The organism is Prevotella intermedia ATCC 25611 = DSM 20706 (assembly GCF_001953955.1).
Taxonomy (GTDB): Bacteria; Bacteroidota; Bacteroidia; order Bacteroidales; family Bacteroidaceae; genus Prevotella; species Prevotella intermedia.
In genome coordinates this window covers 427941-442758 of the sequence record NZ_CP019300.1, presented here as the reverse complement: position 1 = coordinate 442758, position 14818 = coordinate 427941, and the positions used below count along the sequence as shown (strand labels likewise).

The window sequence follows — 14818 nt, the reverse complement described above, 5'->3', positions numbered from 1 at the left end:
TAACGCAAACAGCAGCGACTGTTCAGAACATTCATATATCATACAGAAACATTGAGGGCGCATCTTTTCAGATGCGCCCTCTCCGATTTGTAGATTATATTTAAGTAGGTTCTTGGTTTTCTTCAGACTTTTCGAAAAATGATTAAAATCTACTCAGCTTCAGTTTACCTTCAGGGTTTGTAGACAGTCTTGTCTTTCTTTTTTGTGGTGCCCCGCGTTTCAACAACGAAGGGCATCAACTTATTCATCACATAGTTACATTAACTTAATCTGTAGAAAAAAGCATATATTGTATTTAAAAAGTTCATTACTAACTTCTGAAGTATCCGCTGAACTTCGATTATAAAACAGCGAAAAAAGCAAAACCCCTACTCTACCCGCATAATTAACATTCTTTTATACTATTATTTTCAACCCCCAACACTACAAAAGCACATAACCAACTAATAAACAGGCATATACAAAGAATAATATAAAAGAGCTTTTTTCTAAAAGAAATACCAACCCCATTCTACGCACAAGCTATGTTAATTTTCAGAGGCTTATTTTGATATGTGAGAGAATTGCTGTAAATTTGCAATAAAATAAGAACAAAATGCAAGAAACAAGACAAAACCGCATAGCCCGACTCCTACAAAAAGAGTTGGCAAGCATATTTCAAAGTCAGACACGCGCAATGCATGGCGTGTTGGTCAGCGTAACACGTGCAAAGGTAAGTCCCGACTTGGGCGTCTGCACGGCGTATCTAAGCATATTCCCTTCCGACAAGGCAGAAGAGCTGTTGAAGAACATCAACGCAAACGAAAAGACGATACGCTACGACCTTGGGCAGCGTGTCCACAATCAGTTGCGCATCATTCCTGAACTAAGATTTTTCCTTGACGACTCGTTAGACTATATCGAGCGCATTGATGAATTATTGAAAAAGTAATGAGCTTTCCCTTTTACATCGCCCGACGCTATCTTTTTTCTAAGAAAAGCACCCACGCCATCAATGTCATCAGTCTGATTTCAGTGATTGGCGTAGCCGTTGCTACTATGGCGTTGGTAGTGGTATTGAGTGGATTCAACGGGTTTTCCGACCTCGTGGCATCGTTCTTTACCAACTTCGACCCACAGATAAAGGTGGAAGCGGCAAAGGGAAAGGCGATAGCAGCAGACGACCCTACACTGGAAAAAATAAAGTCGTTGCCAAGCATAGAGGTTGCCACGGAGTGTGTAACCGACCAAGCATTGGCTACCTACCAAGGCAGACAGATGATGGTAATGGTGAAAGGCGTAGCCGACAACTTCGATTCGCTCACCCACATCAGCGACATTCTTTTCGGAGAGGGAGAGTTTAAACTGCATGTAGCCAACTTAGACTACGGCGTTCTCGGCATTGGCGTGGCGCAACAGCTGAACACTGGCGTGGAATGGAACAACTATTTGCACATCTACGCGCCACAACGCAAAGGTCAATACGATGCATCGAACCCTACAAACGCCTTCGTAGCAGACTCGTTACTGTCGCCGAAGACAGTCTTCCAAGTGAAACAGGGAAAGTACGACAACAATTACATCGTTACTTCGTTGGCTTTTACACGCAGAATATTCAATCGTCAGGGCGAGATAACTTCGCTCGAAATACGCCTTAAAGCAGGCGAAGACGTTGATAAGGTGAAGAACGAAATAGAAGAAATTGGCGGCGACAAGTTCGTTGTGAAAGACAGATACGAGCAACAAGCCGACACGTTCAACATTATGCGCATCGAAAAGCTCTTCGCATACGTCTTCCTTACCTTCATTCTTATGGTGGCGTGCTTCAATATCATAGGTTCGCTCTCGATGTTGATGATTGACAAGAAGGACGACGTGCAGACTTTGCGCAACCTCGGGGCTACCGACAAGCAAATAAATCAAGTGTTTCTGTTTGAGGGACGTATGATTTCGGCTGCAGGAGCCATCATCGGCATTGCCATCGGACTGCTGCTTTGCTGGCTGCAACAGACTTACGGATTGGTGAAATTGGGCGACCAAGCAGGCAACTTTGTAGTGAATGCCTACCCCATCAGCGTGCACCCGTGGGACATTGTCGGCATTTTCGCTACCGTCATCATCGTTGGTTGGCTTGCTGTATGGTATCCTGTACGCTATATGAGCAAACAGTTTACAAAGTAAAAGGCAGGCAAAAGCACGAGAATATTTATTCGATTGTTGAGTAAAAGTTTCTGCAATTCTACTTTTTTTTATAACTTTGCAGAAGATATAAATGCACAGAAACAAGACGGAAAACATCGGGATGTAGCGCAGTTGGTAGCGCACTACGTTCGGGACGTAGGGGTCGCTGGTTCGAGTCCAGTCATCCCGACATAAGAAAAGGCAAGTGAAAACAATTTCACTTGCCTTTTCTTATTGGGTTAAACGCTCTAAACAGCCTTTCAGAACATAGGCGTGAGAAGGGTGGAAAATTGATGATGAGAACCTGCTTTTTGGGCGAAAAGAAGGCGATAAAGGTGTAAATATTTTTCGCAAGCGAAACTATTGCGTAACCACCTTGCTTTCAGCGTGTTGCAAAACCTATTGTTTTGCATTGTAAAAGCGTAGGTTTTGCACGGTAAAAGCGGCTCTTTTGCCGTCCAAAAGAGCCGCTTTCGCAATGCCAAATCGAAATTATCATTTTTCGGTGGAATTATCTTTACAAAATCAAGGCTGTATCTACGTGTTGCTTAATATATCTAGAGATTCTAGGAAGACTAGAATTCATAGGTAAAAGAACGCGATAAATTACCTCCCTACCTGCTGTTGCTCATTATAAAGCCTTTGATAACTTCGCCTTTATAGGTATCTATGTGCAACTCTACGCTATCCCCTTTATGGAAAAAGTCAGTAGGAATGCTTACGAAAGTGCGCACCGTGTAGTATTGCGGAACATTGTTTTGCTTGTGCTGTAAGCGGAGTTTGTATTTCTTTGCACCCTTTTCCAACGCCTCGACCGACTCCAAGACTATGCCCAACGACTGCGACGGTTGCTGTTCGGCATTGATTTTGCCCGTCTTTAAAGCCAATTCGAGATTGATATACTTGCCTGTTTTAGCAAGCCACGCACTCGTAAAGCCCACTGGGTCGGTGGTTATAGGTTCGGTCTTGGGCTGTTGCTGAACCGACAAAACATACACTTTAGAGATTAAGACAGGTTCTATTTCTGCATCTTTCTTGTTATACAGCAGTTGCGCCCGATAGGTTGTATCGGGTTTCGTCGCCCATTTCGCACGCAAAGGAGGGTGCAGCGAAAGTGTATCGCCATCGTCGGTGATTGCCGAAACAAAGGCGGCGGTGCCGTCGGTAGCAGCCTCAACGAAGTCGGAACGTAAATAAGAATATTCCGAATCGCCTGTTTTGAAGGCGTCGTTGGTGCAGGCAACCGACACGAGGGCTGCAACTAACAAGAAAAATATATGTTTACGCATTCGCCTTTAGGTAGTTGCGGGTAGGGTTTGCATACATTTCGAGCATACGTTGGCGGAGATACGCCTCGTCCTTATTGGGTATTTCTATCTTTGCCAACTGCTTTTCGAGGTAGGCATCGAACTTTGCCTTGTCTTCGGCGGTGTACTTGTCGGTATAAGCTACCGTACCTTCAAGTTCGTCGAGCGCAACATAGTTGTTGGCATAAAGGCGATAGTTGCGGTGTATTTCCTTGTCGATGTGCAAGCAAATGGCGTCTAACATTTGTCCGTTCGACATATCCGTAGCCGCCTTCAGCGTTTCCAGATATTCGTCGATGCAAGGGGCTGCTTGGTAATGGATAGCACCTTTATAGCCTATAATTCCTGTCTGCATACTTACAACATCGTCCATCGGACCTTTCTTCCAATTCGCATCGTCGCGTTTCGCCTGCATTTCGGCAGCTTTCAGATAGTCGCAAGGGTCGTATTCGTAAGAAATGGCAAGTGGAACAATGTGGAACTGCTGCAGCTTTTCGAGTAATGTGCCTTCTGCTCCCAGTGCAAACATCTTGAGAATGGACTTCTGTGTAAGGTCGTTGGAATCCTTGGCACGCCCTTCGCGCTGTGCTATCCACAGATTTTCGTGCTTTTCTTTAAGTGCAAAAATCATATAGCGTGCCATCTTTACGCTTGACAGCATCAGTTCTCGGGGCGTCAGTCCACGCTTCACGATGAAACTCTTGTTGAGTCGTGCCAAGTCGCGCACCCACGGTAACGATAGCAGATTGTCGCCAATCGCTATTTCGCAAGTAGTTTCAAACTTATTGTCTATCAGCAATACGGAAAGGAAAGCCGAATCGAGCACAATATCTCGGTGGTTGCTGACAAAGGTATATTGCTTCGTATTGTCTATTGCCGACGAGTCCATCTCGCAGCCTGTGCTTGCCTTGCTGATGAGTCCTTTGAGGAAAGGATAAGCAAAAACCTTCTGAAACTCAAGACTGGTTTTGCATTGGTGCATCTTCTGCCCAATCGCCTCAATGGGAACATTGGGATAAAGATAATTCAACACTTGCTGGAATTGCTCGCTTGCAAGCAGTCTGTCGTAGACTTCAGGCAGTTCTTCTGACTCAAAAGGTCGTATATCGTCAAATTCAGATGGTGTTTTCATAACTTGTTTTACTATGTGTTTGCTTATTCTTTGAACGTCGCTATAAAGCAACAAAGGCGCAATCCTTACGGTTTGCGCCTTATATGAATATATGTTTAGAATTGATTTTCCACTATATCGCTCAGCACGTCCTTAATATCAAGACCTGCTGCACGCACTTGCTGCGGAATGAAACTTGTGGTTGTCATTCCCGGCGTGGTGTTTACTTCGAGCATATTGATAACATCGTTGCCCTCGTTGTCCTTCGTTATGATGTAATCAATGCGGATAATGCCATTCGCATGCAGAATATCGTAGATACGAGAGGTTATTTCTGTTACCTTTTCAGCCAACTCATTGCTGATGCGGGCAGGTGTTATCTCGTCTACTTCGCCATTGTATTTGGCGTTGTAATCGAAGAACTCGTTGCTCGTAACCACTTCTGTGATGGGGAACGGAACCGATTTTTCTTTCGTTTTATAGATACCTTGCGTTATTTCTATACCGTCGAGGAAACCTTCAACCATAACTTCCGAACTTTCCATGAACGCCTTGCGGAGGGCAGGAGCTATCTGGTCGGCATTCTTTACCTTTGAAACGCCAAAGCTGCTGCCGTCGGTTGCTGGCTTAATGAAACAAGGCATACCTATCTTCGCTTCGATTTCCTTTTCGTCATACTCGTCTCCGATGCGCAGCAAGATACTCTCTGGCACACGAATACCGTATGATTTCAAATATCGGTTCAGCACAAACTTATCGAAAGTGAGTGCCGACATCAGCACGTCGCAGGTAGAATAAGGAATGTTTATTAACTCAAAATATCCTTGCATTATACCATTCTCGCCCGGACGCCCGTGTATTGTAATGTACGCATAGTCGAAAAAGACGGTCTGTGCACCGTTATTGAACGAGAAATCGTTCTTATTGATGGCTGCAACGTGTCCATTGTCAAGGTTTACGTGCCAGTCTGTGCCCTTTACATCTACTATATAGATGTTGTAACGCTCTTTGTCGAAGAAGGAATACAGCCCCTGTGCAGAACGGAGAGAGACATCGTGCTCTGAAGAATCGCCACCACAAACGATGGCTATTGTACGTTTCATATCTTTCATTCTATATTCTTTTGTTTTTAACCTTGCAAGGATTCTTGTCGAAGAAACTCACAACAGTTCTTGTTTACCGTTTATATAATTTCGCCATTTCTCTATTACGGCTGCTAAATCGTCGGGAAGCTCGCTTGTAAAGTCCATCTGCTGCCCTGTTCGTGGGTGGACAAAGCCGAGCGTCTGTGCGTGTAAGGCTTGGCGGTTGCACAACTTCAAGCAGTTTTGTATGTAGGCTCTGTATGTGCCGGTGCGCTGTCCGCGCAGTATTTCCGCACCTCCATAGCGTTCATCGCCAAACAGCGGGTGCCCAATGTGCTTCATGTGCGCACGAATCTGGTGGGTTCTTCCTGTTTCCAATATACATTCGACGAGCGTAGTGTAGCCAAATCGTTCCAAAACCCGATAGTGCGTAACGGCAGGCTTGCCTATTCCAGAATTTGGAACAAACACATTCATACGCAATCTGTCCTTTGGGTCACGCCCAATGTTGCCTTCTATGCGCCCTTCTTCTTCGATAAAGTTTCCCCAAACCAAGGCCGTGTAACTTCGATGCGTGGTTTTATTGAAGAACTGCTTGCCGAGAAACGTCTTTGCATCGGGGGTTTTGGCTATCAAGAGCAATCCGCTTGTATCTTTATCAATGCGATGAACCAATCCCACGGCAGGGTCGTTAGGGTCGAAATCCTTCAAATCGCGCAGATGCCAGGCTATTGCATTGATGAGCGTACCGTGGAAATTGCCTGCTCCGGGGTGCACAACAAGTCCTGCGGGCTTGTTTATCACCATTATTTCGCTATCCTCGTACACCACGTCAAGCGGTATATCCTCTGCGACAATGGTGTTATCGTGCTTCGGACGGTCGAGCATCAAGGTGATAACGTCGTTCGGTCGCACCTTATAGCTGCTCTTTACAGGGCTTCCGTTTACGTGAATGCTGCCTGCGTCGGCAGCTTTCTGTATGCGGTTGCGGCTGGAATGCTGCATTCGCTCGAAGAGAAACTTGTCTATTCGTACAGCATCTTGCCCTTTATCCACCTCTATACGAAAGTGCTCGTACAGTTCTTCGCCACCAGTAACAGCCTCGTCTGCGTCCAAAAGATTGTCAATCAGCTCGTCGTCAAAGTATTCCTCGTCGTCTATCATACTACTTAATCGGTTGGCTTTGGCGCATTGTGGTCGGGCGGCAATGCAGGTTGCTGCGGTGGAACCGACGGTACTGTGCGTGGCAGAGTGCCGTCGCCATCTTTAATTTCGTTGCCATTCTCGTCCACAGGCACTTCTACCCAATCGTAATATTCCTCGTATCTGGGCTCTTCCACCTGTACTTCTTCGTACTGAACTGCAGGACGGTGGCTCGTTGTATCATTTGCATCGCGCGTGCCGTCGCCCACTTGCAATACAATAACTGCGTCGTTAGGCACACGGTCGCCTGCTTGAGCGAGCTTTCCATTTACTAAAACACCATAAACCCAGTCTTTCTCGCCTGATATATATTCGGGGTCGCCTACCTTAAAGCCCATTGAGAGCAACAGAGCCTGCGCTTCTCGAAGCGAGCTATTGTCGGCAAGGTCGGGCAAAGGAAGGGTCGGTGCAGTGGCTGCATTAATGGTTACATAGATGACACGTGTAGATTTCACACGCTTTCCGCCTGCCGGCGTCTGTTCAAGAATGCAGTCTGGCGGCAATTCCTTTACGTATCCAGTATCTGCAACCTCCATTGTCAGTCCCACTTTGTCCATTATATCGAGTGCATCGTCGTACTGCTTATGAATCACATCGGGCACAACGATAGACTCGCCAACGTGGGTATAATAGTCAATTCCGTATCTGACTCCTATCGAGAGCATCGTTACGAGAATGACTATTGCGAGGATATTTCCCCAAATGTAGGTGCTGAAAAAGCTATGGACAAAATCCTTTGATGTCATCTTACCTTATTAATAACTTATTATAGGGGCAAAGTTAAAGAAAAAAACGGAAAGAAGCAAAGAATATCCTCTCCTTCTTTCCGTTTTCAACTCAATTTTCTGCAAGCCCTTCAGATTATTTTCCGTGATGCTCGTCAGATACTGTAAGTTTCTTACGACCCTTAGCACGGCGAGCTGCCAATACGCGACGGCCGTCCTTTGTTGCCATTCTTTCACGGAAACCGTGCTTGTTTACACGACGACGGTTGTGAGGCTGAAATGTTCTTTTCATTGCTTTATATTCTTTTTTATGTTATTATGCGATTATAAACATCACGCCGAGACATAATCTCACGTTATGGGCTGCAAAATTACTCATTCTTTTTCAATTAACCAAGAAAAGAAAGTTTTTTAGCAAAATAATTTATGTTTTTTTCTATATTTTGCTTATCTTTGCACCGCAAAGCAAATTATTCCGTAACAAATAAATAACAAATTATATATAAGCAGATTATGATTAATTCACAGGAAATCAAAATCGGAACATGTATCCGCCTTGATGGAAAGATTTGGACTTGTATCGACTTTCAACACAGAAAGCCAGGCAAGGGTAACACCGTTATGATTACAAAACTGAAGAATGTATCTGATGGCCGTGTACTCGAGCGTACGTTCCAAGTAGGTTTCAAACTCGAAGATGTACGCGTAGAGCGTCGCCCTTATCAGTATCTTTACCAAGACCCAACGGGCTACATCTTCATGAACCAAGAAACATTCGAACAAATCCCAATTCCTCTCCATCAGATTACAGGTGCTGACTACATGAAGGAAGGCGATGTGGTAGAAGTTGTTACAGACACTTCTGACGGCACTATCCTTTCAGCCGAAATGCCTGTCAAGACAACATTGAAGATTACACACAGCGAGCCAGGCATAAAGGGCAACACTGCCACCAACGCAACAAAGCCTGCCACACTTGAAACTGGTGCTGTAGTTCGTGTGCCATTGTTCATCAACGAAGGCGAAGTCATTCAGATTGATACACGCGACGGAAGCTACTTAGGTCGTGTAAACGCATAATACAACAAAAGGACAAAAAGGTAAGGACGTCAAGCCCACCTTTTTGTCCTTTTGTTCTTTCTATAACACCTTGTAACACCCTAACATCGCCCAAGTATTATGAAATACAGCATCATCGTTCCCGTTTTCAACCGCCCAGACGAAGTAGACGAACTTCTGTCGAGCCTATTGAACCAGACTTTCACCGATTTTGAAGTGCTCATCGTGGAAGATGGCTCGCAGAAACCGTGCGACGAGGTTTGCAACAAATATGCCGACCGACTTGATTTGCACTACTTTATGAAGCCTAACTCGGGGCCGGGACAAAGCCGCAACTATGGTGCTGAACGTGCAAAGGGCGAGTACCTGCTCATTCTCGACTCTGACGTAGTGTTGCCCAAGGGCTACCTAAACGCCATTGAAGAGGAGCTGAAGCGTGAACCTGCCGACGCATTTGGCGGCCCTGACGCAGCCCACGATTCGTTTACCGACACCCAAAAGGCGATTTCCTACTCTATGACTTCGTTCTTTACAACAGGCGGTATCCGTGGTGGCAAGAAGAAATTAGACAAGTTCTATCCCCGTTCTTTCAATATGGGCATACGCCGCGACGTCTATATGGAACTCAAAGGGTTTTCCAAGATGCGCTTTGGCGAAGACATAGACTTTTCTATCCGCATTTTCAAGGCAGGAAAACGCTGCCGACTCTTTCCCGAAGCGTGGGTATGGCACAAACGCCGCACCGACTTCAGAAAGTTCTACCGCCAAGTATACAACTCGGGCATTGCACGCATCAACCTTTATAAGAAATATCCAGAGTCGCTGAAGCTCGTCCATCTGCTGCCAATGGTCTTCACGGTGGGCGTCATCTTCCTTGTCTTGCTTCTCTGTATCGGGCTTTTCTTTTCGTTCGCACCATCTCTTTCTTCTGCATCGAAAGCCATTGGCATATTCCTTTGTATATGTGCCATCATTCCCGTCCTACTCTATTCGCTTCTGATTTTGTTGGATAGCACTCTTCAGAACAAAAGCATAAAGATAGGTTTCCTCAGCATTCGTGCAGCTTTTGTACAGCTTATGGGCTACGGTTTCGGATTTCTCGAAGCGTGGTGGAAACGCTGCATAAAGGGCAAAGACGAATTTGCAGCCTTTGAAAAGAACTTCTACAAATAACTGTCTTGCGTGATGGAAAAGAAGAAACTCACCATCAACAAATGGGCAGAAGAAGACCGCCCACGCGAAAAGCTGATGAACCTTGGGGCTGAAACCCTCTCGAATGCCGAACTGTTGGCTATTCTGATAGGCTCTGGCTCGCCGCGCGAAAGTGCCGTAGAACTAATGAAGCGTGTCTTGGCAGACTGCGAGAACAACCTTAATACGCTTGGAAAACTATCCATTGCCGACCTTACAACCTACAACGGCATAGGCGAAGCAAAAGCCATTACCATTCTTGCCGCCTGCGAATTGGGAAAACGACGACAGGCAGCAGATGTTGCAAAACGCCCTAACCTCAATTCGGCTGTTGCCATATACAGCTATATGCACCCGAAACTGCAAGACAAAGACGTAGAAGAAGCGTGGATTTTGCTGATGAACCAAAAGTTAGACCTTATCGAAGCAAAGTGTATTTCGCACGGAGGCATAACAGGAACCGCCATCGACGTGCGCATCATTCTAAAAGAAGCACTGCTGAAAAACGCCACCGCCATTGCCTTGTGCCACAACCACCCCAGCGGCAACCCCTCACCCAGCAAAGAAGACGACAGCATAACCATATCCGTAAAGAAGGCTGCCGACACTATGCGCATACATTTCATAGACCACATCGTTGTTGCCGACCAACGTTTTTACTCCTATCGTGAAGAAGGAAGGATATAATAATTCCTACCCTTCCCAACACAACATTCACCGTAATTTTGTAAAATAAATTCCGTTAAAAAGCGATAACTGCGCTTTGACATTGCGAAATAAGAGGGTGAACCAAAATCGCTATCTTGGACACCCTCTTACTCAAACATCAGCAATTAAATAAATTAATAACTAATCATAGATAGTTAAGTGGTACGTAAGTTAATAGTCCCATGAGTTTTTCTTATCTTTTAAAGTATTAATCTCATCGTCATCGTAATTATCAAATTCTGCATCGAAGTCGAAATCAAATTCCTTTGAATCTGCGTGGTCATTCCAACTACCTTCAAGCAGATTGCCTTCGTATTGCATTTGCATACACTCCATTTGGAGCTCTATATATTTCTTTTTCATGATTGTACTCCTTCCTTACTTAACGATTATTTTCACTCCATTTACCACATACATGCCAGCAGGAACATTGATGGTTTCGGTGTTGCCCGCCTTTATGCTTACGCTGTTAGCCAAAGTACCGGTTACGGTGTAAACATTCACCTTTCTGTCTGCTGTTGCTGTGAAGGTAATGGTACCATTGCCAGCCTGTACAGCCAAGTCAGGACGTGTCTGCAAGTATTCGATGCCAGTAGTTTCACCTTCGCTGTCGTCGTAGTTAATCGACATACCGTTCAAGTCTTTAGCATCTGCTCCACCTGTGTATTCGTAGAATGCACGGAATGGATATACATACAGCCAATTCAAGCTAGGGCTTAAGTTTCTTGAGCACAAGTACATGTTGCCAGAGAAGTAGAATATTTTCTTATTCTTATCAATCTTCTTTCCAGAGTAAGAACCATAGTTTGTGAAGCTCACATCGTATGGACCAATCTTACCATTTGCAGTTTCGCCTTTGAAGAGGTAAGAGTCGCTGTCCATAGTTTTACTTGTAACAACAGTAGAACCTTTCTGGCTTGCTATGAACGAAATCTTTTCGTTTGTAGGAGCTGTCAGAACTTCTACCATATAAGGCTTGTTAGCCACTGTTGAAGAACCTGTAATAGGTACGAAGTTAGCCTTTGCCTTATAGTCCTTAGGTGATGTAGCTTCGCCTTGCTCAAGAGTAATACAATTGCTCTCATTCATCGTGCTCAATCTAAATTTACATAGACCATCGGCATTGGTATGTACACCATCTTGTACGTTAAGTGCAAATGGTAACATAACAGAAGCGAATGCAACCTTACCATTCTTTGGTACAGTTATTTTGCGAGTATAAGTTGCTGTTTGTGCAGCATCTACACGAATATCGTATGGTGCATAGAAAGGTTTCTTGTCGGTAAGCACAATGTCTTTACATGCACGGAACTCGCCTGAACCAGTCTTTGTTGCGAAGTTGTCCTTTGCAGGAGCAAGATTTTCTGGCAAGTAGAAGAGTGCGTTCTTGCCGAGTAGGCTCATCGTATTGTCCAAATCGTCTTTAGCACCCTCAGCAGCCTTTTTATAAACTACCGTCTTAAGGTCGCTGGCATCAACATAAAGCACTTGGTCTAGCTTTTCAATGTCTGCTGGACGAGGTTCGCCCTCTTCCGCTCCTAATTCATCAGTCTTATTTTGAAGAATGTTATTAATTTGTTCTATAGTCAAATAGCCCATCTTGCTATCTTCGTCTACTTCTGTAGTACCAAGTTCCAAACCATATTGTGGTTTTTCAACGTCCTTGCCATTCTCATCGTAGCATGTTGATGTATAAATCTTAGTCCATGTGAACTTAGGTTTATACTCCTTGATTATCAATTGAATGTCCATTACATAGTAGGCGTGGCTACGGTGTTCGGTTGCAGTAGCTGGAGAAATGTTGTAGCGCGTTTCGTCCGCGGTGAACAAGTAACGCACTTCGCTGCCATTTTCCTTTAACTTCAACTCTTTAAATTCACCATGGGTAGTATTCTCATAATCATCTTTTGTGAATGGAAACTCCTTGAAGTATCTGATTTCAGTGCTATGATTGTCATTACCCAATTCGTCAGCATTGTTAAAACGGAAAGCCTTTGTACCACTTACGATAGCTTGAACCTTATCTTTGTAGTCGGCATTAGGGTTGTAGGTTGGGGCATACAAGCCATTGAATGCTTTGTCATATGGCGACTCAATGAAGACGTAACGTGCGTTACCGTTCTTTTGCTGTGGTGTTCCCGTATAATAGGTATTATCGCCATAGAGGCTGTACAAGTTTTCAAAAGTAAACTTACATGGTTGTTGTTCGCCATCTTTGATGCTGAAATCTTTCGGTACATAGAAAGTAAACTTGCCACCACGTACAGAGAAGTCGTTAGCAGTAAAGGTTTGTGTCATCTTGCCTACATTCTGCCAATCGTGGCACACAATATCAATACTGTGTATGAATGGGTTGAGTGCTTGCATTGTTACATCAACAGAAACCACCGCTTTCGTATCATCGCCTGTCAATCCTGTAATTTCAAACTTAACAGCGTCGTTGTTCAAACCCGTGAGTTCGTAAGTACCGGTAGCGTCAGCATTGTTAATGACAATTTCTTGTATAATTTCCTTACCCGTCTTATCGTAAATCTTCAGAATGTAAGGTGCACCGTAAGAATTAACAGTAAAATCAGTTCCTGTATTTTTAGCAGATGCTACATTATATGTTGATGAGCCAAAAAAGAACTTTCTTCTATCATAACTCAATCTCTTGTTACCGAAAAATATATTGTCGCCATCTCTACGTAGCACACTTGCGCCATTTTTATTAGAAGTTACAGATATTGTGCCCGAATCATCTACCTTCAAATAGTTATTTCCTGTACGCATATGGCCATAATCATCAATAAACCATTTGGCAGCTTGTGCATAATCAGTATTATTACCTCCTGTTGCCGTCAAGTAATGAGGTTTGCCAAAAAATTTCCCACTTACTATAAACTCTGCATAGTTTCGAGCTTTAGCGTATGCACAGTTGAATTTTGCACCTACAATGCGATAACCTAACAAAAGGTTCTCGCCATGTGCAGTCTTAGCAGTTGTAGGTGTTTCAATAAAGTAAGTATCGTTCCCTAATCCGAAATGAGTTTTGCCGTCCATTACAAAAGCAGAAATATGCTTGTTAGGAGCAACATCAGCAGCTTGCTTATTGCCATTTACTGCATCTTTCTGATAAATAATCATATTTGCAGTAAGGTCAGCAACATTTTTATAGTCGTAGCTGTAATAAGTTTTACCATTCTTTTCACGTGACTGAATAGGGCCAATGTCAAGCTTCGATGTGGTAAATGGCATTTCATAACAGCTTACAGTAGGCTTTGGCATAGCACCAAGCGATACAGGCACTACGTGTTCTGTAAAGTCGCCTTCGGCAGTAAAGTGAATTTCAAAATACTTAATAGTTACACCAAAAAACGCATCTGCGTTTCCTTTATCCAAACAGAAATAAAGCTGGTTGCCCATATCACCACTTGCGGTTGATGTACGAGTAATCGTGTATTCCTTATTATCTTCCTTAAAACCATTAATCTCTCCAGATGTAGCTTTATAACCAGCTATATCAAAACTTGCATTGGTTTCGTACAATTGCTTCTTTACATTGCCAAATGGCATATCTTTTACAGTCTTACCATTTAAGTTGTTTTTCATTACAAGCGTATAACTTGTAATGCGATAACCTTTAGGCAAAGAAACTTCCATAAATAGGTTGTATCTTCTTCCGCCCACTAAAATCAATTCGTCATTGTGAATAGCAATGTTGCCAGCGGGTCTCTTCAGCTCCCCACCTGGTGTAAGGTCACCATAGTCTGCTACTGTTAATGACAACGGAATTTGTTCGTGACGCCAAAGAGATGACCAACCTTTCTCAAATCCGATTTCGTTAGCTTCTGTTAATGCAGCCATCAGCTTACCCGTCTTGGGACTAATGGTTACATTTTGTGCTTGCGTGTGTCCGTATAGACACAATAAGAAAAGAAGCATAATGGTGCGATACCATCTTCTTTCTTTCGCTTGATAGTAATGTCTTTTTAATTTCATAATAATAATAATAATAATAATTGTTTTGGTTTTACATTTATTTTCATGCTGACTTAATGCAGGCTTGTTATTTTTCTGCAAAAATATATAATAGCCTTTCCACTCGATTCTAATATCATAAAAACGTTAAATAAGATATTCTAAAAACGTAAAATTGCTATATTAATACTTTATTAAAATTGCAGAAATTTATCGAAAATAGATAATAAATCAATATTACAATGTATTATAATAAACTGAAAAACAAATACTTGCTCATTTAAGGCATAATATTTACGAAATTGAGCA

The 14818-nt window shown here is 43.5% G+C and carries 13 protein-coding genes and 1 tRNA gene; 6 read left to right on the top strand and 8 right to left on the bottom strand.

What is annotated here, in order from left to right:
- Positions 1-595 precede the first annotated feature (595 nt).
- From rbfA to BWX39_RS01930, 3 genes are all read left to right on the top strand, one after another.
- Complete coding sequence (gene rbfA, locus BWX39_RS01940) at positions 596-931, top strand: 30S ribosome-binding factor RbfA (protein ID WP_014709068.1); 336 nt, start codon at positions 596-598, stop codon at positions 929-931.
- Positions 931-2160, top strand: coding sequence for an FtsX-like permease family protein (locus tag BWX39_RS01935; protein WP_028906056.1), 1230 nt, complete (start codon positions 931-933; stop codon positions 2158-2160). Before rbfA ends, BWX39_RS01935 begins: the two co-directional genes overlap by 1 nt.
- Positions 2161-2277: 117 nt before the next feature.
- Positions 2278-2350, top strand: a tRNA-Pro gene (locus tag BWX39_RS01930).
- 424 nt (positions 2351-2774) lie between these two features.
- Here the strand turns inward: BWX39_RS01930 and BWX39_RS01920 are convergent.
- From BWX39_RS01920 to rpmH, 6 genes are all read right to left on the bottom strand, one after another.
- The gene (locus BWX39_RS01920) at positions 2775-3449 is read right to left on the bottom strand and encodes a NigD1/NigD2 family lipoprotein (RefSeq protein ID WP_028906055.1); all 675 of its coding nucleotides are present in this window, start codon (positions 3447-3449) and stop codon (positions 2775-2777) included.
- Complete coding sequence (locus BWX39_RS01915; protein WP_028906054.1) at positions 3442-4599, bottom strand: 1-acyl-sn-glycerol-3-phosphate acyltransferase; 1158 nt, start codon at positions 4597-4599, stop codon at positions 3442-3444. The genes BWX39_RS01920 and BWX39_RS01915 overlap by 8 nt, the downstream gene beginning before the upstream one ends.
- A 95-nt stretch (positions 4600-4694) precedes the next feature.
- A complete protein-coding gene (locus tag BWX39_RS01910) occupies positions 4695-5690 on the bottom strand; it encodes a D-alanine--D-alanine ligase (protein WP_028906053.1) in 996 nt (331 codons plus the stop codon).
- Positions 5691-5738: 48 nt separating this feature from the next.
- Entirely contained in the window at positions 5739-6827 is a 1089-nt protein-coding gene (locus BWX39_RS01905; protein WP_028906052.1) for an RluA family pseudouridine synthase, read from the bottom strand.
- 5 nt (positions 6828-6832) lie between these two features.
- A complete protein-coding gene (locus BWX39_RS01900) occupies positions 6833-7612 on the bottom strand; it encodes a PASTA domain-containing protein (RefSeq protein WP_028906051.1) in 780 nt (259 codons plus the stop codon).
- 115 nt (positions 7613-7727) lie between these two features.
- Entirely contained in the window at positions 7728-7883 is a 156-nt protein-coding gene (rpmH, locus tag BWX39_RS01895) for a 50S ribosomal protein L34 (RefSeq protein ID WP_004354441.1), read from the bottom strand.
- A 221-nt stretch (positions 7884-8104) separates the two neighbouring features.
- On the opposite strand from rpmH, the gene efp reads away from it, so the two are divergent.
- The 3 genes from efp (at position 8105) to radC (ending at position 10528) form a co-directional block, all read left to right on the top strand.
- Positions 8105-8671 carry an elongation factor P gene (gene efp / locus BWX39_RS01890; RefSeq protein WP_014709075.1) on the top strand — a complete coding sequence of 189 codons (567 nt, stop codon included), beginning with the start codon at positions 8105-8107 and terminating at the stop codon, positions 8669-8671.
- 99 nt (positions 8672-8770) lie between these two features.
- Positions 8771-9823 (top strand): glycosyltransferase family 2 protein, encoded by a 1053-nt coding sequence (locus BWX39_RS01885; protein ID WP_028906050.1) that lies wholly within the window; start codon positions 8771-8773, stop codon positions 9821-9823.
- A 12-nt stretch (positions 9824-9835) separates the two neighbouring features.
- Positions 9836-10528 carry a RadC family protein gene (gene radC / locus BWX39_RS01880; RefSeq protein ID WP_172460531.1) on the top strand — a complete coding sequence of 231 codons (693 nt, stop codon included), beginning with the start codon at positions 9836-9838 and terminating at the stop codon, positions 10526-10528.
- A 192-nt stretch (positions 10529-10720) separates the two neighbouring features.
- On the opposite strand, the gene BWX39_RS01875 is transcribed toward radC, so the two are convergent.
- Both BWX39_RS01875 and BWX39_RS01870 read right to left on the bottom strand, forming a co-directional pair.
- On the bottom strand, positions 10721-10885 hold the full coding sequence (locus tag BWX39_RS01875) for a hypothetical protein (RefSeq protein WP_244271494.1): 165 nt from the start codon (positions 10883-10885) through the stop codon (positions 10721-10723).
- Between the two features lie 42 nt (positions 10886-10927).
- Complete coding sequence (locus tag BWX39_RS01870) at positions 10928-14530, bottom strand: hypothetical protein (RefSeq protein ID WP_028906047.1); 3603 nt, start codon at positions 14528-14530, stop codon at positions 10928-10930.
- Positions 14531-14818 lie beyond the last annotated feature (288 nt).